This window comes from Arcobacter sp. LA11 (genome assembly GCF_001895145.1).
Taxonomy (GTDB): Bacteria; Campylobacterota; Campylobacteria; order Campylobacterales; family Arcobacteraceae; genus Halarcobacter.
The window spans coordinates 1-18,509 of record NZ_BDIR01000023.1 but is presented as its reverse complement, the minus strand read 5'-3'; the positions used below and the strand labels follow the sequence as shown (position 1 = coordinate 18,509).

Below are 18,509 nucleotides of genomic sequence, written 5' to 3'. Positions count from 1 at the left end.
ACCCTGTATATATAGATGACCATGAAATTGATTTAAATATTACCATTGGTATTGCAAAAAATGACGCTAACAATGCCTATAAATATGCACAAAGAGTTATTTCATATGCAAGAAGAAAATTTGAACCCATATTAATTTACAATGACTCTTTTAATATTCAAGAATCATTTGAAGAAAATATTAAATGGATTAAAAAAATTAAAAATGGGGTTAAAAACGACAATTTTAAAGGTTATTTTCAACCCATCGTAAATACTCAAACAAAAGAAATATATAAATATGAAGCCCTAATTAGATATATAGAAGAAGATGGAACCGTAGTTAGTCCATATGTCTTTTTAGATATTGCAAAAAAAGCAAAACTTTATCCTAATATCATCAAAATAATGATTAAAGAAGCATTTAATTTAATAAAAACAAAGAATAAAAGAGTTGCTGTAAACATCTCTTTTGAAGATATTGCTAGTGAAACTACAATGCGATATATTTATGCAATAATTGAAGAAAATAAAGAATACTCTCATCTTTTAGAATTTGAAATTTTAGAATCAGAAGAGATTTCTGACTTTTCAGAAGTATTTAAATTTATTAAAAAATTAAAAGAATACAATTGTAACGTAGGTGTTGATGATTTTGGTGCTGGATATTCAAACTTCAATATGCTAGTAAATCTAGATATTTCATTTGTTAAAATTGATGGTTCGTTAATTAAAGATATTGATGCATCTGATAATCAAAAAATTATTGTTAAAACAATTACAGAGTTTGCTAAAAAATTTGGTTTTGCAACTGTAGCAGAGTTTGTATCAAGTGAAGATATATATCATCAAATTAAAGAAATTGGAGTTGACTACTCTCAAGGTTACTACTTTGATGCACCTTTAAGTTATGATGAAATTGAGTAATTTATATATTTATTAAATATCTAACCAGTTACTTATAATCTCATCTTTGTCATATAGTTTAGCTTTTATTCTAGTAATATTTGCAATTGCCACAAGTTCTTTACTAGCTTTTTCTAAATCATCGTTTACTATAAAATAATCATATTTTTGAAAAGATTTAATCTCATATCTTGCATTTTCAAGTCTTTTAGAAATAACTGCATATGAATCTGTTTTCCTATCTGTTAATCTTCTTTCTAACTCATCTAAGGTTGGTGTAGTTATAAATACAGAAGTAACAATATCATTAAGTTTCTTTCTAACTATTTCATGTCCTTGTACATCTATATCAAAGATAACAAGCTTACCTTTTTTTAGTGCTTTATTTATAGGCTTTAATGATGTCCCATAATAATTTCCATGAACTTCTGCCCACTCTAAAAAATGTCCATTTTTAATATCTTCTTCAAACTCTTCTTTTGATACAAATAAATAATCAACGCCTTCTTTCTCTCCAACTCTAGGTTCTCTAGTAGTTGTTGAAATAGAAAAATAGTAATCTGAAATATCTTTATATACATTTTTAAGTAAAGTTGATTTACCACAACCACTAGGTCCTGATAAAATTAAAATTGCACCTTTTTTTTCCATTATTTATTTACCTTTAAACTAAGTGTTACATCTACATCTTCGCCATTTGATAGCCTATCTATCACATTTTGATCAAACTTTTGTAAAAAAGGTTTCAATTCACTAATATTATAATTATTCAAAATTAATTTTATAGGCTCATTAGAGTCCATATCAAATTCATAATCACTTACTTCATTTAAAGCATCATCTATAATCTCTGAAATATCTTTCCAATCATTTTCATCAACCGTAACTTCATTTTGAACATCATCATCATGTAAAATATCACTAATCTTATGTAATTCAGTATTATCTAACACTCCACCATTATTTACTGAAGCAATTGTAACAATACTTTCATCACTCTCTTCTTCTATATTATAAGCAACATCGTCAGCTAAAGACTCCACATAATTTGACATTAATTCTTCTTCATTTATATCTTTTTCTGGATTTTCAATAACTTGATTATCTTCTTCAATAAATGCCATTTGCTCAGATAATAATACTTCTAATGCTGTAGGTAGAAAAGGCCTATTAATTATAAAATCTCTTGATTTATCAAAAGGAAGTTCTTCACTTGTAATTGCTGCAATTTTTTTTGTTTTCTGTTTTAAACTATTAAAGTCATCATTTACAAACTCTTCATCTACTATAATAAAATCTACACTATTTTCTATGTTTAGATCATCTTTTACTAATATATTAATATTTAATTTTTTACAAATCAGTGTAAAAATTTTTTCAACCATGGGAGTTTTAGTTATTAATATTAAGTTCATTTATTTTAACTCCTGAAGTTGTAAGTTTTCCAATTTATAAACTTTGTCACATTGCATTGCTAAGTCGTTTTCATGTGTAACAAGTATCATTCCAGCATCATTTTCTTTTATATAATCTCTTAATGTATCTAAAACAACTTGTGCTGTTTCTTTATCTAAATTTCCCGTAGGTTCATCTGCAAATATAATTTTTGGCTTTTTAGTTAAAACCCTAGCTATAGATAACCTTTGTTGCTGTCCTCCACTTAACTCACCAACACCTTGATTTATTACAAAATCAATGTTAAGTTTTTTTAATAGTGCATCATCAATTGATTCACCACTTAAAAGTGTAGCTATTTCTAAATTATCATTTGCAGAAAAACCTCTAAAAAGGTAATGTGCTTGAAATATTATACCAAAATCTTCTCTTCTTATATTTAAGAGTCTATTTTTTTTAATTGCATATATATTTTCATCATTAAAAATTATTTCACCACTTTTTGGTTCTAATAAAGACGATAAAACATTTAGTAAAGTAGATTTTCCACTACCACTCATACCAATTATTGCAATAGATTCTTTTTTTTCTAAAGTAAGATTTATATTTTCAAAAAGTTTATAATCAAATTCGTGAGATAAGTTTTTTGCTTCAAGCAAAGTAGTTTTTTTGTCATCAGTAATGAGTGATTGGTTATTTAACTTTTCACTCATTACTATAACTTCATTTATATTTCGTTAGTTCTATTATTAAGACATTTGCGCTGCAACTTCTGCCGCGAAATCTTCTTCTTTTTTCTCAATACCTTCACCAAGTTCAAATCTAACATATTCTGTTAATTTGATTGATGCGTCACAAGCAGTAATTGCTTGCTCAACAGTCATTGAATCATCCATTACGTAAGTTTGAGATAATAAAGCATGAGCTCTATCTAATTGAGAGTTATCTTCAATCCATCTGTTAATTTTACCTTTAATGATGTTTCCAATAATTTTCTCAGGCTTACCTTGAGCTAATAATTCTTCTTTCATTCTAGATTCTGCAGCTGCAACAGCTTCTTCAGTTAATTGAACTCTAGAAACAAACTCAGGGATATTTTTAAGAGGCTTACCAAGTCTTACTAACTCTTCATTCTCTTTTTCAATATCAGCAATAATTGCTTTATTTTCTGATTCAATAAAATCAGCAGCTAAATCAGTATAAGCAATAACAGTTGGTTTCATTGAAGCTGCATGCATTGCAACTTTTTTTAATAAATCAACTGTTTTTTCACGTGCACTATCATCACAAGTAGCAGATAAAATAACACCTACTTTTCCTAAGTGAACATATGCATTTACAACTTCACCACTTACATTTGAAACTTTTCTTGCAACTAAATTTTCACCAATTACAGCAATTTTTTCATTTAAGAAAGTTGGGAAGTCTTGACCTTCAATTGTTGAAGCAGCTAAAGCTTCAGCATCTGCAATTCCATTTGATTGTGCATGCGCAGTAATTCCACTTACTAAGTTAAGGAATTGCTCATTTTTAGCAACGAAGTCAGTTTGTGAGTTAATCTCAGTCATTGTAGCATTTGTATTATCTTCGTTAACTAAAACTGTGATAATACCTTCTGCTGCAACATTCGAAGATTTTTTAGCTGCTTTAGATAAACCAGCTTCTCTTAAAAACTTTATCGCTTCTTCAATGTTACCTTCACATTCATTTAATGCTTTTTTACAATCAAGCATTCCTGCACCAGATTTTTCTCTTAATTCTTTAATTAATTTTGGAGTTGCCCCTGCCATAATTATGCTTCCTCTGTTTTTACTTCTTCAGAAACTTCTGTTTCACCTTCAGCAACTGCTTCTGCTACAACTTCTGCAGCTTCTTCAGTAGATACTGGTGCTTCTTCAACATCAGAACCTTCTTCTTCAGCTAATGCAGCTTTACCTTCATTCATTGCTTCTGCCATTTCATTACAAAATAATTGAATAGATCTAATTGCATCATCATTTCCTGGAATTGGGAAATCAACAACGTCTGGATCACAGTTAGTATCTAAAGGAGCCACAACTTTGATTCCTAATCTTCTAGCTTCTGCAATTGCAATTTTTTCTTTTACTGCATCTAATACAAACATCATGTCTGGAAGTTTATGCATATCTTTGATACCACCAAGATATAATTCTAATTTAACTTCTTTTCTAGTAAGCATTAAAGCTTCTTTTTTAGTTAAAAGATCTAATTGACCTTCTTCTCTCATTTTTTTAATAACTTCTAATTTTCTAATTGATTTTTTAATTGTTCCGTAGTTTGTTAACATACCACCTAACCATCTATGGTTAACGTATGGCATACCACAATTTTCTGCAGCTCTTTTAACAGCTTCGCTAGCTTGTTTCTTAGTACCAACAAAAATCATTGTTTCACCTTGAGCAGCTGCGTCTCTAACTACGTTATATGTATATCTAAAGTATCTTAACGTTTTTTGTAAATCTATAATATAGATATTCTTTCTTACACCGAAAATGAATTTTTTCATTTTTGGATTCCATCTTCTTGTTTGGTGTCCGAAGTGTACACCACATTCTAATAGGTCTTTCATTGTAACCATGTTTTTTCCTTGTTTTATATTTTAGGGTTTAGCCTCTGCGTCCCTTAATGTCAAATTCAATAATTTAACACAACCCATACCAGGATTGACACATGTGAGGTTTCTATTTAAAATAGAGACGTGATTTTATCTAAAGTATCTTTAATTTTACTTTAAGCTAAAAATAGTGGTCTTAAGCTTTTGAAATAATAACATTTGATAAAATACCTTAATTTTAAAAAAGAAGTGAAAATGGCAAATAATAGAATTGAAGAAATTAAACATGAATTATCAAAAGTAATCATAGGTCAAGAGGATATGATTGATGCTTTATTAATAGGATTATTAACAAATGGTCATATATTACTAGAGGGTGTTCCAGGACTTGCAAAAACAACTACAGTAAAAACATTAGCAAATGTTATTGATTTACAATTTAAACGTGTACAGTTTACTCCTGATCTTTTACCTAGTGATATTATAGGTGCGCAAATTTATGATATGAAAACTGGCGAATTTAAAATCAAAAAAGGACCAATTTTTACAAACCTTCTACTTGCAGATGAAATAAATAGAGCGCCAGCAAAAGTTCAATCTGCACTTCTTGAAGTAATGCAAGAAAGACAAGTAACTATTGCAGATGATTCCTTTGCAGTGGAGCCTCCATTTTTAGTACTTGCAACACAAAATCCAATTGAACAAGAAGGAGCATATTCTCTTCCTGAAGCCCAACTTGATAGATTTATGTTTAAAATTGTTGTTGGATATAACACAAAACAAGAAGAGTATGAAATTGCTAAAAAAGTTACTTCAAATGAAATATTAGAACTAAATAAAATTATAGATAAGAATATTTTAAGAGACTTAAAAAAAGAAGTTGTTGATGTTCATATTGATAAAGAACTTGAAGAATATATAGTTGATATCGTATGTGCAACAAGAGAACCTGAAAATTATGGTTTAGAAGAAATTAAAGACTATATCCAGTTTGGAGCAAGTCCAAGAGCAACAATTGATATGTTTAAAGCAGTAAAAGCAATGGCATTTATAAGAGGGAATAATTATGTAAGCCCTATTGATATTGCATTAGTTATAAAAAATGTATTAAGACATAGAATCATACTTACATATGAAGCAGAAGCTATAGATATAAATGTGGATTCTTTAATTCAAAAAATTATTGAGACTATAGATATCCCATAGATATAAATTTGTATGAATAAAACACTAAAAAAAATCATAATTAAAACCAAACGACAAATTTTTTCTGAAATCATAGGAAATAATTCATCTTTACTAAAAGGTGAAGGATATGACTTTTTAGAATTAAAAGAGTATGAATATGGGGAAGATGTTAAGAAAATAGATTGGATTATTAGTGCAAAATTTAAAAAACCTTATGTAAAAGTTTTCCATGCACAAAAGGAACTAAATATAAATATTGTGCCAATACTAGGAGGTTCTGTTTATTTTGGTTCAAAAAGATTTAAACAAGAACTTATAACAGAAGCTTGTTCTATTCTTGGTTATTCTTGTGTGAAACAAGGGGATCCATTTACATCTTTTATAGCAAATGAAAAGATAGAAATTTGTACAAAAAAATCAAAAAGACACTTTGCCGTAAATACAATGGATGAAAAAATATTCAATTATGAAACAATAGGAAAAATAACAAACTATAAAAATATTACAAATGAATTATTTAAAAATATTAGAAAAAAATCAATCATCTTTTTAGTTGGAGATTTTTTTGATATAGAAAATTTAGACTTAAGAGTATTAGCTAAAAAACATGAAATTATAGCAATAATAACAAGAGACAAATTTGAAGAAAAACCTTTTGAACTTGGAAATGTAAATTTAGTTGACCCTTCTACGAATGAAACATTTGATGGAAATATAAATAAAGGTACTATAAAAAAGTATGAAAAATATATAAGAGAAAATGATCACAAACTATTTGAACATTTGCAAAACTGTGGAATAAGATTTACAAAAATCTATACAGATGAAGAACCTCTTCCTAAACTTTTAAGGCTGATGAGATAATGAATGAATTAAAAATTCACGATATAAAAGACATAACACAAATTCCAGATATAAGTTTTTATATTTTTCTTGGATTATTAATATTAGCAATTTTAGTTTTACTAAGCCTTATATTTATTATCTATAAATATTTCAAAAATAAAAAACAAAATAAAAGAAAAGAATATTATAAAATATTAAAAGAAATAGATTTAAAAGAGTCTAAAAAATCTGCTTATGAGATTTCTAAATATACTCGTTTTTTAGTATCAAATGAAAGAGAAAAAAATCTCTTTAATGAACTAAATGAAGAACTAGAAAAATTTAAATACAAAAAAGAAGTAGAACCTTTAAGTGATGAAGTAAAAATCTTATTTGGCAGATTTATGGATATTGTTGATGTTTAATTATTTACTAGATATAAAATTTGAATACCCTATTTTTTTTATAATCATTCTTGCATTTATAATTTGTTCAATTTTTTGTAAAGCAAAAGTACCTACATATATAATACCTCATTTAAATATACTAGAAAAAAATCAACACAAATCTTTTATTTTAATAAGTATTTTAAAATACTTTACAATAATTTTTGCAATAATTGCTCTTGCGTCTCCATATAAACAATTTCATACCCAACTTATAAAAAAAGATGGGGTAGATATAGTTCTAAGTCTAGATACAAGTGGTTCAATGAAAGAGTTAGGGCTAAACCGTGAAAATGTAAGAGAAGATAGATTTAAAGTTGTAAAAGATATTGTAAAAGAATTTCTTCCAAAAAGAGTAAATGACAATGTTGCAATTGTTGTATTTGGAAGTTCAGTTATGATGGCAACACCACTAAGTTTTGATAAAGAAGCGCAAAAATCTATAATTGACTATCTAGAAGTGGGAATTGTTGGAGATAAAACTGCAATGATAGATTCTTTAGCAACTGCTATAAATATTCTAAAAACATCGAAAGCTAAATCAAAAATAGTTATTTTGCTAAGCGATGGAGAAGACAACTCTAGTACTATTCCTTTAGATATAATAATAAAACTTCTAAAAAAACACTCAATCAAAGTTTATAGTGTTGGTATTGGAGAATCTAATAAAATTATGCTAAATAGAATTTCTCAAGAAACGGATGGAAAAGCATATATTGCACATTCAAAAGAGGATTTAAATGATATTTATAAACAAATTGATTCATTAGAAAAAAGTAAAATAGATAACAATAAAATAACTTTAAAAGAGTATTTATTCTTCTATCCATTATTTTTAGCTATCATATCATTGATATTGTTTATTTATCTCAAAAATAGAGAGTAAAGGCTAAAAGTGGATAAAAATAAGTCAGAAAAACTAAAAGAAATACTCAATCAAACAATTTCACAAGAAGAAATTGAAGAAAAACTCAAAAAAGAAATTGAAGCTACAGCTTTAAAGAAAGCTGAACAAAAGAAAAAAGAGCAAGAAAAAGAAGCTCCTACACAAGAAGAAAAACCCAAAGAGCCACAGAAAACCAATCCAGAAATAGCAATAAAAGAAGAACCTATTAAAAAACCTATTGAGAATGATGTCAAAGAAGAAAAGGTTGAAATAAAAAAAGAAGAGCCTGTTAAAAATAAGAAAGTCATTATTCCAAGTGTTCGAGATAAGAAAAAAGAAAATCGTGATATAAATATTTTACTTTATTTAGTTGGAGCAATTGCATTATTACTTTTTTTAGTAGTAATATATTTATTTGTAAACAAAGAAGATTTATCAAATTCAGGTTTAACAACAAATAATAATGAAATCTCTACAGAAAAATTTTATGAAGAAAAAATTATAGAAAAAAGTAAAGAGATTCAAAAAGATAATGAAACAATAAAAAATGATTCAGTAATTAAAGAACCGTTAATAAAAGTTCAAGAAAATGTAGAAAAAATAAAAAAAGAAGAAAAACCAAAAGAGATTATAAAAGAAGTTATCAAAGAAAAGATAGTTACTAAAGTTGTAAAACTAGATAAAAGAAGTTTTAAAAAATACTATAACTCATCTAAATTTAAGAGCTTAAAATGTTATAACTTCAAAGCAGGAGATGTATTTCCAACAAGCTCATGTAAAAATAATTTAACAAAGTTTTTACAAGCAAACAAAAATGCAATAAGATTTGAAATTATTCCAGTAATTGCACAAGATGACAATATCATATTTGATAAAATGCAATCAAATATAAAAAATATGGATAAAACTTTTCAAGATAGAGTAAAAGAGTATATGTATAGGGGACTTTCTAGAGAAAGAGTACTTGAAACTACATGGTATATAAAAGATGTATTAGGAGAGGATACTGTTTTAACTCCTACAAATTATTATGTAAAATCTAAGAAAAATAATAAAGGGATAATCGTTAAAGCATATCACTAAGAGATATGCTTTAAAACCTCTTCTTTATCTACAAGAGGGAATTTTTTATCATATATTGTTTGATAAGGCTCATCACCTTTACCAAGAATTAAAACTACACTATTTGGATTTTGGTATCCTAATTCAATTGATTTTCTAATAGCTTCTTTTCTATTCACTTCAACTAATAGATTATCTTTATTTTTAATTCCCCTACAAATATCTTCAATAATTAAATCTGGATCTTCAAACCTTGGATTATCAGATGTTACAATGATTGTTTTAGCAAAGTTTGAAGCGATTTGTCCCATTATAGGTCTTTTATCTTGGTCTCGATCTCCACCTGCTCCAAATACTGTAATAATATCTTTATCATTGAAACTTTCATAAACTTCTTTCATACCATCAGGAGTATGTGCAAAATCTACAATAACAAGTGGTTCTGAAGATATAATTTCCATACGACCACTAACTCCTGCAAAATTCTCTACAACTTCACATATTTCTTCTAAAGATTTATCAGATACTATATCTACACTAGAAACAGCAGCCATTAAATTATAAATATTAAATATTCCCATCATTGTTGAAGAAAAAGAGTACATATCTTCTATTTTAGAAAACATTACATTCATACCATTTTTAAATGAGTAGGCAGATACATTATATGTTGAAGGATTTTCCATACCATAAGAAGAGGCATTTATAGGATTAAATCTTATAACAGGATCATCTTTATTTATCAATTTTTTTGATTCATCATTAAAAAAAGAGTTCTTAATATTTATATACTCTTCTATAGTTTTATGATAATCTAAATGATCTCTTGTAATATTAGTATGAATTTTCAGTTCAAAATCTAAACCTTCGATTCTTTTTTGTTCAATTGCATGAGAACTTACTTCCATAACAAAAAAATCACACTGATTTTCTATTGCCTTTTGAATATGAGCAAAGTTTCCAAGTTGTACAGGAGTAGTTAAAGTATAGTCTTCAACTCTTTCATCATTTATAAAAAAGCCTCGTGTACCTTGAAGAGCAACTTTATATCCAAGGTCTAATAAAATAGAGTATATAGCAGCAGCCGTTGTAGTTTTACCATTTGTTCCAGTAATACCAATAATTTTAATACTTGAAATATCAATATGATTTTTTAAATCTTTTGCCTCAACAATTTCTTTACAACCATTGTTTATAGCATCTTGTTTAAATCTTTCATTTTGTTTTGAAACTACAAAAACTGAATTTTCGTTAACATCTTTTGAATTGTCTGTAAATATTTTATTATTTATGATTAACTGCAAGTTTCTTCTCTTCTAATTTTTTATATAATTCTTCTATTTTAGTATCATATGAAAAGTATTCATTAAAACCATCTAAATATGAATATGCAGTAGTATTAAAATCATTTTCAATTAGCTTAGTTACAAAATCAAAAAAATCTTCTTTATTTTCTATTGCAACTTTTGTTGAAAACATAATATCTTCAAAAGCAACTCTAAAAGAACCTCTTGATTCAATTAATCTTTTAAAATCTTCATATCTAATAGCATCTAAAGTATCAACCGTAGAGGCACTTAAATCTTGTAATATTTCCATCATTTTATCAACATCACCATCATATGCATTGATAACATCTTCTACATACGTAATAGCTTCGTCAATATTCTCTTCTTTTACAATTGAAAAATAATCAAATAAAGATATTGCTTTGTCAACATCTTCACTTGCAATATCACAAAAAAGGGCATAAATAGGGTATTCTTTATTATCTGGAAAGTTTGATGATAGTTGTGAATATATAAATAAAGCTTTGTCAAATTTTCTTTCAGTGAAAAAGACATTTGCTTCATTAAGCAATCTATTCTCGTTTATCATTAAAGCTCCTGTAAATTATTTTCCATACCTGCTGGAACATTTACTATTTGAAGTTCTGGATGAATTGCTGCTTTTAACTCTTTTTCAACAATAAACTTCAAAGTACTTCCACTGGCACTACATCCCACACAGGCACCTTGTAATTGTATAAAAACTCTTCCATCAATAATATCAAGAAGTTGAATTGCTCCACCATCTCGTGCTAGCATTGGAGCAATTTTTGATTCAACTATAGAAGTTACTGGTGGTCTTAAATCTTCATCACTAAATGGTAACATTTTCTATTAACCTTTTTTTGCTTTTTTATTAACATATAAAATACCAATAGCCGTACAAACTAATATAACAGCTATTGTTGAAAAAATAAATGTTAGCGTTACTTCTTGTTCAAACATTTTAATTTAAAACGCTATCACATCTACTACAAAGTGTATCTTCTTTAGTTGAAGTAAATTTCCAACATCTAGGACATTTTGCGTTGTTTGACTTATAAACTTCAAACTCTTTACCATCTATCTCAAATTGTCCAAGTATATCAGTATTTTGTTTACTGTTTGTTACTGAACTAACTAAGAACCAATCTGATGCTTCCGTTTCACCTAACGATAAAATATTTTCATCATTTGTATAAATTATTAATTCTAAAGTTGACTTAATAACCTTATCTTTTTTAAGTGTATCAATAGCTTCTGAAAATTTTTCTTTAGCAGATAATAATATTTCTTCATTAAGATTAGATTCAACTTTTGGTAAAACAAACTTTTCATAATCAAAAATATCTTTTGCATCACCTTTAATAAATTCAGGTGCAAAAGTAAGTAGTTCGTCCATCGTGTAAGTTAAAATACAAGATAAAGTTGAAATAAGTTTTTTAAGGATAATAGCCATTGCACTTTGAGATGCAATTCTATGAATATCATTTTTATCATCACAATATAATCTATCTTTACATACATCTAAGTAAATACCAGAAAGATCTACAACTAAAAAGTTATTTAATTTATTTAAGCCTTTAGAGAACTCATATACATCAAATGCAGCTTGAATTTCATCAAATACTTTATTAGCTCTAGTAAGAACCCATTTATCAAGTACTCCCATTTTATCAACTGAAACAATCTCTTCTAAATCATTAACATTTGCAAGTAAAAATCTAGCAGTATTTCTAATCTTTCTATAAAGTTCAGCATTTTGTTTTAAGATATTATCAGAGATTTTTAAATCTGATTGATAATCACTCATCGCAACCCATAGTCTCAAAATCTCAGAACCATATTGTTTCATTACTTTATCAGGAGCAACAACGTTTCCTTTCGATTTAGACATTTTTTCACCTTTTTCATCAACAGTGAACCCATGAGTCAAAATTGATTTATAAGGAGCAATTTCAGAAGATGCTAAAGTAGTTAAAAGTGAAGATTGGAACCAACCTCTATGTTGATCACTTCCTTCTAAATACATATCTGCAGGAAAAGTTCCTGCATCATAATTTCTAGATCTTAAAACTGCATTTTGAGTTGAACCAGAATCAAACCATACATCTAAAATATCCATAGTTTTTTCTAAATCATCAGGGTTAAGCCCACTTCCTGGATATAATAGCTCTGAAATTTCTAAATCATACCAAGCATCACAACCTTTTTGTTCAAAGATCATAGCTGTATAATTTAATACTTTTTCATCAAATACAATTTCATCAGTCTTTTTATTTCTAAAGAATGCAATTGGCACACCCCAGTCTCTTTGTCTAGAAATACACCAATCAGGTCTACCATCAAGCATTGATCTTAGTCTATTTCTTCCCCATTCTGGGTAGAAAGTTAAGTCTTCTACAACTTGAAGTGCATTTTCTCTAAGTGTTTTATTCTCTTTTCCATATTCGTCATCAATAGAGATAAACCATTGTTTAGTTGCTCTAAAAATAATAGGCTTATGAGTTCTCCAACAATGTGGATAAGAGTGTCTAATATCAACATGTTTAAGTAAAGCATCACCTAATTCTTCTAAGATTAATTCATTTGCTTTAAATACATGAACACCTAAATACTTATCTGTATCATTAAATAGCTTTTCTCTAACAATAGTTTCATCAAATTTACCATATGCATCAACTGGCATAATTACATCAAGTCCATACTGAAGACCTACTTTATAGTCATCTTCACCATGTCCAGGAGCTGTATGAACTGCACCTGTACCAGCATCCATTTCTACATGTTCACCTAAAATAATTTTAGATTGTCTTCCATTTAAAGGATTAATTGCATGAGAGTTTTCTAACTCTTTTGGGCATACAGAATCAACAATTTCACCAAAAATCACTTCTTGTTCTACTAATGAATTATAAAGTTTACGAGCCACAATAAATTTGTCACTAGTTAAAACATACTCTTCTTCACCATTTAAAGCAATACCAGTATTTGAAGGTAAAGTCCAAGGAGTTGTTGTCCAAATAATTACACTTGCATCTAATTTTTCATGCTTGAATGCAACAAAAATTGATGGAGAAGTTTTATCTTCATATTCTACTTCTGCTTCTGCTAATGCAGTTTGTGCTGCCCAAGACCAATAAACTGGCTTAGATCTTTGAACTAATAAACCTTGATTTGCAATTGAACAAAGTTCTCTATAAATATTTGCTTCAAATTTAAAATCCATAGTTAAATATGGATTTTCCCAATCACCTATAACTCCAAGTTTTTTAAACTCTTCTTTTTGAATATCAACAAATCTTGTAGCATGGTCACGACATAATTGTCTTAATTTAGACTTTGGTAATTCTTTTTTCTTTGTACTACCAATTTTCTCTTCAACTTTTTGCTCAATTGGTAAACCATGACAATCCCAACCTGGAACATATCTAATTGATTTTCCATCAAAATAGTGAAATTTGTTTATAATATCTTTTAAAATTTTATTTAATGCATGACCAATGTGAATATGCCCATTTGCATATGGAGGGCCATCATGTAATGTGAATGAAGGAGCACCTTTTCTATTAATCTTCATTCTGTCATAAACTTTTTGTTCATCCCAAAGTTTGTACTTCTTTGGTTCATTTTGAGGAAGATTCCCTCTCATCGGGAATTTCGTATTTGGTAGTAATAAACTATCTTTGTAATCCATTTTCTAATACCTTAAATTATCTATTGTTATTTGCTATTTGTTTAAATCGCAGATTATATCTAAATGAGTGTTAAATTTATATAAGCTATATTAAGTATCTTTTTCTTGTTCAAAAGATTCATTTGTTTTACCACATCTGGGACATGGATTTTTAGGATTTACAAAACATGAAAAACAGTATGTACTTTCACAATCTCTACATGTTAATTTACAATGTTTACAAACAAAGATATTTATCTCTTTATTTTTTTTAAAATTTTTTTTACGGAACCAATTAAACATATTAGATTATAGTGTAAGATTGTACAAAAATTGTACAAATGTATTTATTTTTCTTCATAATTAGTAACCACTTGTTCCCATTGTACACATTTTGGGCACCTTATATTTTGTTATAAAACCTATAAAATGTTACTATAAAACATATTTTATAAAAGATTATAAATTTTAATTATAAGTTCTAGCACAATATTATTATATATGTGCTAAAATCTTTACTATAAAATCTAAAAGTACAAATAGGGATATTATCAATGGATACAAAACATTATGAAGTAATTATAGTTGGTGGTGGAATTTCAGGTTCAGCACTTTTCTATGAATTAGCTAGATACACTGATGCAAAAAGCATCTGTATGCTAGAAAAATATGAGGATTTAGCTACGCTAAATTCTAAGGGAACTAGTAACTCTCAAACTATTCACGTAGGGGATATTGAGACTAATTATACTTTAGAAAAAGCTCATGTTACAAAAAGAACTGCAAAAATGATTGAAAAGTTTTGTTTACAAAGAGGTTTACAAGATAAGATTATGTTTGCTCATCAAAAAATGGCTTTGGGTGTTGGTGAAAAAGAAGTAGAATTTATTAAAAATAGATATCATGAATTTAAAGAGTTATTCCCTTATTTAGAATTATGGGACAAAGAAAAAATTAGAGAAGTTGAACCTAAATTGGTTTATGCAGATAAAGAACAAACTAAAGATAGACCAGAACCAATTGTTGCAATGGGTACACAAAGTGAATATACAACAGTAGATTTTGGAGCTATGACTAAAGAATTAGCAAAAGCTGCACAAGAAGAAGAAAAAGTAACAGATATATTCTTTAATGCTGAAGTAGAAGATATAGAAAAAATTGGTGATAAATATAAATTAACAACAACAAGTGGTTCTGTTTTTACTGCTGATTTTGTTGTAGTAAATGCAGGTGCTCACTCATTATTTTTAGCACATAAAATGGGATATGGAAAACATATGGGTTCTTTATCTATGGCTGGATCATTCTATATTACTAGTGGTGAATTCTTAAATGGAAAAGTTTACATGGTACAAAATCCAAAACTTCCTTTTGCTGCACTACATGGTGACCCTGATATTTTATGTGATGGAAAAACTAGATTTGGACCAACTGCATTAGCTCTTCCTGTATTAGAAAGATATAAAGGACTTAAATCACTTGGACAATGTCTAAAAACAATGAATATTGATGGAAATATTCTTAAAATCTTCTGGGACTTATTAAAAGATAGTGAAATTAGAAACTATGTATTTAAAAACTTCTTATTTGAAATTCCAGGGATAAACAAAGGTTTATTTGTACAAGATGCAAGAAAAATTGTTCCTTCATTAAGTGTTGAAGACATTGAATATGCAAAAGGATTTGGAGGAGTAAGACCTCAAGTACTTGATAAAGATAAACAAAAATTAATGTTAGGTGAAGCTTCAATTAATCCAGGTGGTGGAATATTATTTAACATGACTCCATCTCCAGGTGCAACATCTTGTTTAGGTAATGCAGAAAGAGATATTGCAGTAGTTGCTGAACATTTAAATTTAACATTTGATACAGAAAAATTCTTAAGTGAATTAACTGATAAAGAATAACAAAATGGTATGGGATTTTTCCCATACTAAAATCCCTTAAAAAGTTTTATAATGTATGATTTTATATTTAATGAAGAAGAGATGATTTTGTTTCAAAATCAACTTAGAAATCATAAAAAAACTATTACTAGTGCTGAAAGTTGTACAGGAGGATTAATTGCCTCAATGATAACTGAAATTTCTGGTTCATCAGATATATTTAATGGTTCAATAGTTACTTATTCAAATAATATAAAAACACAAGAGTTAGAAGTTAAAAAAAGTACTTTATTAGAACATGGTGCCGTTAGTATCGAAGTTGTAGAAGAAATGCTAACAGGAGTAATTAAAAAGTTCAATGCTGATTTAGCAATTGCAGTTAGTGGAATTGCTGGACCAAATGGTGGAACAAAAAGTAAACCAGTTGGAACAGTTGTAATTGGAATAAAAGGTAAAAATATAGGTCAAAATATAGAGATTTGCACCTTTGATGGAACACGAAAAGAAGTTCAAATTCAAGCGGCAAAATACTCTTTGAAAAAAATTTCAAAATTTTTTCAAAAAACCCTTGACAAATCATGAAAAACCTATTATAATTCCAGTCCATTTTAAGAAGAACATTTCTTAAAATAGCTGACCCGTTAGCTCAGCTGGTAGAGCATCTCCCTTTTAAGGAGGTGGCCAATGGTTCGAATCCATTACGGGTCACCAGTTTTAAATACTGGTTTAACAAAAATTTAATTTCATCGATGGCCCCTTCATCTAGCGGTTAGGATCTTGGATTTTCATTCCAATCACAGGAGTTCGAGTCTCCTAGGGGTCACCATCGGTCGATTAGCTCAGTTGGTAGAGCGCTACCCTTACAAGGTAGATGTCGCAAGTTCGAGTCTTGCATCGACCACCATTAGTACTCTGACAAGTACTTCTTATTATAATAAATGTGCGGTTGTAGTTTAGTTGGTTAGAATGCCTGCCTGTCACGCAGGAGGTCGCGAGTTCGAGTCTCGTCAACCGCGCCACTTTATTATTTTTATTATTGTTGACCCGTTAGCTCAGCTGGTAGAGCATCTCCCTTTTAAGGAGGTGGCCAATGGTTCGAATCCATTACGGGTCACCAGTTTCAAAAATCTGGTTTTAAAATTTTTAATTATCGATGGCCCCTTCATCTAGCGGTTAGGATCTTGGATTTTCATTCCAATCACAGGAGTTCGAGTCTCCTAGGGGTCACCATTGGTCGATTAGCTCAGTTGGTAGAGCGCTACCCTTACAAGGTAGATGTCGCAAGTTCGAGTCTTGCATCGACCACCATTAGTACCTTGACAAGTACTTCTTATTATTTAAGTGTGCGGTTGTAGTTTAGTTGGTTAGAATGCCTGCCTGTCACGCAGGAGGTCGCGAGTTCGAGTCTCGTCAACCGCGCCACTTACTTTAAACAAAATCATTAATCTTTTTTCTTTAATTATTTATAATCTTTTTATTAAAATTGCGTTATCCTTAGTTTATATTACTCAAGGATAATTTCTTTATGATTAAAGCTAAATCTTTATACCATCTAATCTTATATAGTATTGTTTTTATTGTTATATTAACCTCTTCATTTACTTTTATTATCATAGAAAATGCTTTTGATGAATTCCAAGAAAAAATTGATATTATAAAAACTGACTTCTCAACAAAACAGAAAGATTTAATCAAAGCAGATATAAAAAAGACTTTAAAGTTTATAGAATATTATCATCAAAAATTTAAAGATACAAAAACAGAACGTGAGATACAAAATGAACTGTTAAATTCAATTGAAGAAATGAGAGATAAAAAAGATATAAATGATTATATCTTTATATATGAATTTGATGGAACTTCAATATATTATCCAGTATCTGACAAAAATATAGGAAAGAACCTTTATGAATTTACAGATCTTACAGGCAAAAGAGTAATAAAAGAAGTAATAGATATCTCCCAAAAAAAAGATGGTGGTTATGTTCAATATATTTGGTATAAACCCGAAATAAAAAAAGAAGCTTTAAAAATATCATATGCATTATCATATAAACCATGGAATTGGACTATAGGAACAGGAGTATATTTAGATGATATAGATAAAGTTGTAAAAGAGAAGAGATTAGAATATGATGAAAAAATCTCAAATTATATTCTTCAAATACTATCTTTAACTATAATGTTAGTACTTTATTCAATCTTTATTTATAAAAATGCAACTATATTAATTGTGAATGATGTAAAAGAAATTGGTAAATATTTAAAAGAAACACAAAAAACTGATACAAGAATTAATCAAAATAGATTAATCTTTGGTGAATTTAAAGTAATTGCTAACTTTGCGTATGATGCAATGCATAATATAAAAGATAAAAA

General features: G+C 28.2%; 19 protein-coding genes and 8 tRNA genes. 17 read left to right on the top strand and 10 right to left on the bottom strand.

Annotated elements, in window-relative coordinates; translation table 11 throughout:
• A partial coding sequence (locus BT997_RS14865) for an EAL domain-containing protein (RefSeq protein WP_143145214.1) occupies nucleotides 1-905 on the top strand: 905 nt, incomplete at its 5' end.
• A gap of 12 nt (nucleotides 906-917) precedes the next feature.
• Here the strand turns inward: BT997_RS14865 and gmk are convergent.
• The 5 genes from gmk to rpsB are packed head-to-tail and all read right to left on the bottom strand — an operon-like array spanning nucleotide 918 to nucleotide 4,878.
• Nucleotides 918-1,538 carry a guanylate kinase gene (gene gmk, locus BT997_RS14860; protein ID WP_083568791.1) on the bottom strand — a complete coding sequence of 207 codons (621 nt, stop codon included), beginning with the start codon at nucleotides 1,536-1,538 and terminating at the stop codon, nucleotides 918-920.
• Nucleotides 1,535-2,299 (bottom strand): hypothetical protein, encoded by a 765-nt coding sequence (locus BT997_RS14855; RefSeq protein WP_072682717.1) that lies wholly within the window; start codon nucleotides 2,297-2,299, stop codon nucleotides 1,535-1,537. The genes gmk and BT997_RS14855 overlap by 4 nt, the downstream gene beginning before the upstream one ends.
• Nucleotides 2,300-2,992, bottom strand: coding sequence for an ABC transporter ATP-binding protein (locus BT997_RS14850; protein ID WP_072682716.1), 693 nt, complete (start codon nucleotides 2,990-2,992; stop codon nucleotides 2,300-2,302).
• Nucleotides 2,993-3,028: 36 nt separating this feature from the next.
• The gene (tsf, locus tag BT997_RS14845) at nucleotides 3,029-4,069 is read right to left on the bottom strand and encodes a translation elongation factor Ts (protein ID WP_072682715.1); all 1,041 of its coding nucleotides are present in this window, start codon (nucleotides 4,067-4,069) and stop codon (nucleotides 3,029-3,031) included.
• Nucleotides 4,070-4,071: 2 nt separating this feature from the next.
• Nucleotides 4,072-4,878 (bottom strand): 30S ribosomal protein S2, encoded by an 807-nt coding sequence (gene rpsB, locus BT997_RS14840; protein WP_072682714.1) that lies wholly within the window; start codon nucleotides 4,876-4,878, stop codon nucleotides 4,072-4,074.
• Between the two features lie 231 nt (nucleotides 4,879-5,109).
• Between rpsB and BT997_RS14835 the strand changes: the two genes are divergently transcribed.
• From BT997_RS14835 to BT997_RS15490, 5 genes are read left to right on the top strand one after another with little or no spacing between them, the layout of a single operon-like run.
• A complete protein-coding gene (locus tag BT997_RS14835) occupies nucleotides 5,110-6,060 on the top strand; it encodes a MoxR family ATPase (RefSeq protein WP_072682713.1) in 951 nt (316 codons plus the stop codon).
• A gap of 12 nt (nucleotides 6,061-6,072) precedes the next feature.
• Complete coding sequence (locus tag BT997_RS14830; protein ID WP_072682712.1) at nucleotides 6,073-6,906, top strand: DUF58 domain-containing protein; 834 nt, start codon at nucleotides 6,073-6,075, stop codon at nucleotides 6,904-6,906.
• A complete protein-coding gene (locus BT997_RS14825; RefSeq protein ID WP_072682711.1) occupies nucleotides 6,906-7,292 on the top strand; it encodes a hypothetical protein in 387 nt (128 codons plus the stop codon). Before BT997_RS14830 ends, BT997_RS14825 begins: the two co-directional genes overlap by 1 nt.
• Nucleotides 7,285-8,199: a VWA domain-containing protein gene (locus BT997_RS14820; RefSeq protein WP_072682710.1), complete on the top strand. Its 915-nt coding sequence runs from the start codon at nucleotides 7,285-7,287 to the stop codon at nucleotides 8,197-8,199. Before BT997_RS14825 ends, BT997_RS14820 begins: the two co-directional genes overlap by 8 nt.
• A gap of 9 nt (nucleotides 8,200-8,208) precedes the next feature.
• Nucleotides 8,209-9,282 (top strand): MFS transporter, encoded by a 1,074-nt coding sequence (locus BT997_RS15490; protein ID WP_143145213.1) that lies wholly within the window; start codon nucleotides 8,209-8,211, stop codon nucleotides 9,280-9,282.
• On the opposite strand, the gene BT997_RS14810 is transcribed toward BT997_RS15490, so the two are convergent.
• The 5 genes from BT997_RS14810 to BT997_RS14790 form a co-directional block, all read right to left on the bottom strand.
• Nucleotides 9,279-10,565: a UDP-N-acetylmuramoyl-L-alanyl-D-glutamate--2,6-diaminopimelate ligase gene (locus tag BT997_RS14810; protein ID WP_072682709.1), complete on the bottom strand. Its 1,287-nt coding sequence runs from the start codon at nucleotides 10,563-10,565 to the stop codon at nucleotides 9,279-9,281. The two genes, BT997_RS15490 and BT997_RS14810, sit on opposite strands and share 4 nt — an antisense overlap.
• Nucleotides 10,546-11,139, bottom strand: a complete 594-nt coding sequence (locus tag BT997_RS14805) for a hypothetical protein (RefSeq protein ID WP_072682708.1) — start codon at nucleotides 11,137-11,139, stop codon at nucleotides 10,546-10,548. The genes BT997_RS14810 and BT997_RS14805 overlap by 20 nt, the downstream gene beginning before the upstream one ends.
• The gene (locus BT997_RS14800) at nucleotides 11,139-11,417 is read right to left on the bottom strand and encodes a NifU family protein (RefSeq protein WP_072682707.1); all 279 of its coding nucleotides are present in this window, start codon (nucleotides 11,415-11,417) and stop codon (nucleotides 11,139-11,141) included. Before BT997_RS14800 ends, BT997_RS14805 begins: the two co-directional genes overlap by 1 nt.
• 118 nt (nucleotides 11,418-11,535) lie before the next feature.
• Nucleotides 11,536-14,265, bottom strand: a complete 2,730-nt coding sequence (gene ileS / locus BT997_RS14795) for an isoleucine--tRNA ligase (RefSeq protein WP_072682706.1) — start codon at nucleotides 14,263-14,265, stop codon at nucleotides 11,536-11,538.
• A 90-nt stretch (nucleotides 14,266-14,355) separates the two neighbouring features.
• On the bottom strand, nucleotides 14,356-14,547 hold the full coding sequence (locus tag BT997_RS14790; protein WP_072682705.1) for a hypothetical protein: 192 nt from the start codon (nucleotides 14,545-14,547) through the stop codon (nucleotides 14,356-14,358).
• A gap of 251 nt (nucleotides 14,548-14,798) precedes the next feature.
• Between BT997_RS14790 and BT997_RS14785 the strand changes: the two genes are divergently transcribed.
• The 11 genes from BT997_RS14785 to BT997_RS14735 form a co-directional block, all read left to right on the top strand.
• Nucleotides 14,799-16,151 carry an FAD-dependent oxidoreductase gene (locus BT997_RS14785; protein ID WP_072682704.1) on the top strand — a complete coding sequence of 451 codons (1,353 nt, stop codon included), beginning with the start codon at nucleotides 14,799-14,801 and terminating at the stop codon, nucleotides 16,149-16,151.
• Between the two features lie 51 nt (nucleotides 16,152-16,202).
• Entirely contained in the window at nucleotides 16,203-16,712 is a 510-nt protein-coding gene (locus BT997_RS14780) for a CinA family protein (protein ID WP_072682703.1), read from the top strand.
• Between the two features lie 53 nt (nucleotides 16,713-16,765).
• Nucleotides 16,766-16,841 (top strand) — tRNA-Lys (locus BT997_RS14775).
• Nucleotides 16,842-16,881: 40 nt separating this feature from the next.
• Nucleotides 16,882-16,956 (top strand) — tRNA-Glu (locus tag BT997_RS14770).
• A 2-nt stretch (nucleotides 16,957-16,958) separates the two neighbouring features.
• A tRNA-Val gene (locus BT997_RS14765) sits at nucleotides 16,959-17,034 on the top strand.
• Between the two features lie 38 nt (nucleotides 17,035-17,072).
• Nucleotides 17,073-17,149 (top strand) — tRNA-Asp (locus BT997_RS14760).
• A 22-nt stretch (nucleotides 17,150-17,171) separates the two neighbouring features.
• Nucleotides 17,172-17,247 (top strand) — tRNA-Lys (locus BT997_RS14755).
• Between the two features lie 38 nt (nucleotides 17,248-17,285).
• Nucleotides 17,286-17,360, top strand: a tRNA-Glu gene (locus BT997_RS14750).
• 2 nt (nucleotides 17,361-17,362) lie between these two features.
• A tRNA-Val gene (locus tag BT997_RS14745) sits at nucleotides 17,363-17,438 on the top strand.
• 37 nt (nucleotides 17,439-17,475) lie between these two features.
• Nucleotides 17,476-17,552: transfer RNA gene (locus tag BT997_RS14740), tRNA-Asp, on the top strand.
• A gap of 103 nt (nucleotides 17,553-17,655) precedes the next feature.
• Nucleotides 17,656-18,509 (top strand): cache domain-containing protein (locus BT997_RS14735; RefSeq protein ID WP_174247257.1); only part of this gene is annotated, 854 nt, incomplete at its 3' end.

Coding starts and splice junctions, on each gene's coding strand:
- BT997_RS14855 (WP_072682717.1), bottom strand. CDS start 2,299: ATGAACTTAATATTAATAACTAAAACTCCCATGGTTGAAAAAATTTTT.
- BT997_RS14850 (WP_072682716.1), bottom strand. CDS start 2,992: ATGAGTGAAAAGTTAAATAACCAATCACTCATTACTGATGACAAAAAA.
- tsf (WP_072682715.1), bottom strand. CDS start 4,069: ATGGCAGGGGCAACTCCAAAATTAATTAAAGAATTAAGAGAAAAATCT.
- rpsB (WP_072682714.1), bottom strand. CDS start 4,878: ATGGTTACAATGAAAGACCTATTAGAATGTGGTGTACACTTCGGACAC.
- BT997_RS14835 (WP_072682713.1), top strand. CDS start 5,110: ATGGCAAATAATAGAATTGAAGAAATTAAACATGAATTATCAAAAGTA.
- BT997_RS14830 (WP_072682712.1), top strand. CDS start 6,073: ATGAATAAAACACTAAAAAAAATCATAATTAAAACCAAACGACAAATT.
- BT997_RS14825 (WP_072682711.1), top strand. CDS start 6,906: ATGAATGAATTAAAAATTCACGATATAAAAGACATAACACAAATTCCA.
- BT997_RS14820 (WP_072682710.1), top strand. CDS start 7,285: ATGTTTAATTATTTACTAGATATAAAATTTGAATACCCTATTTTTTTT.
- BT997_RS14805 (WP_072682708.1), bottom strand. CDS start 11,139: ATGATAAACGAGAATAGATTGCTTAATGAAGCAAATGTCTTTTTCACT.
- BT997_RS14800 (WP_072682707.1), bottom strand. CDS start 11,417: ATGTTACCATTTAGTGATGAAGATTTAAGACCACCAGTAACTTCTATA.
- ileS (WP_072682706.1), bottom strand. CDS start 14,265: ATGGATTACAAAGATAGTTTATTACTACCAAATACGAAATTCCCGATG.
- BT997_RS14790 (WP_072682705.1), bottom strand. CDS start 14,547: ATGTTTAATTGGTTCCGTAAAAAAAATTTTAAAAAAAATAAAGAGATA.
- BT997_RS14785 (WP_072682704.1), top strand. CDS start 14,799: ATGGATACAAAACATTATGAAGTAATTATAGTTGGTGGTGGAATTTCA.
- BT997_RS14780 (WP_072682703.1), top strand. CDS start 16,203: ATGTATGATTTTATATTTAATGAAGAAGAGATGATTTTGTTTCAAAAT.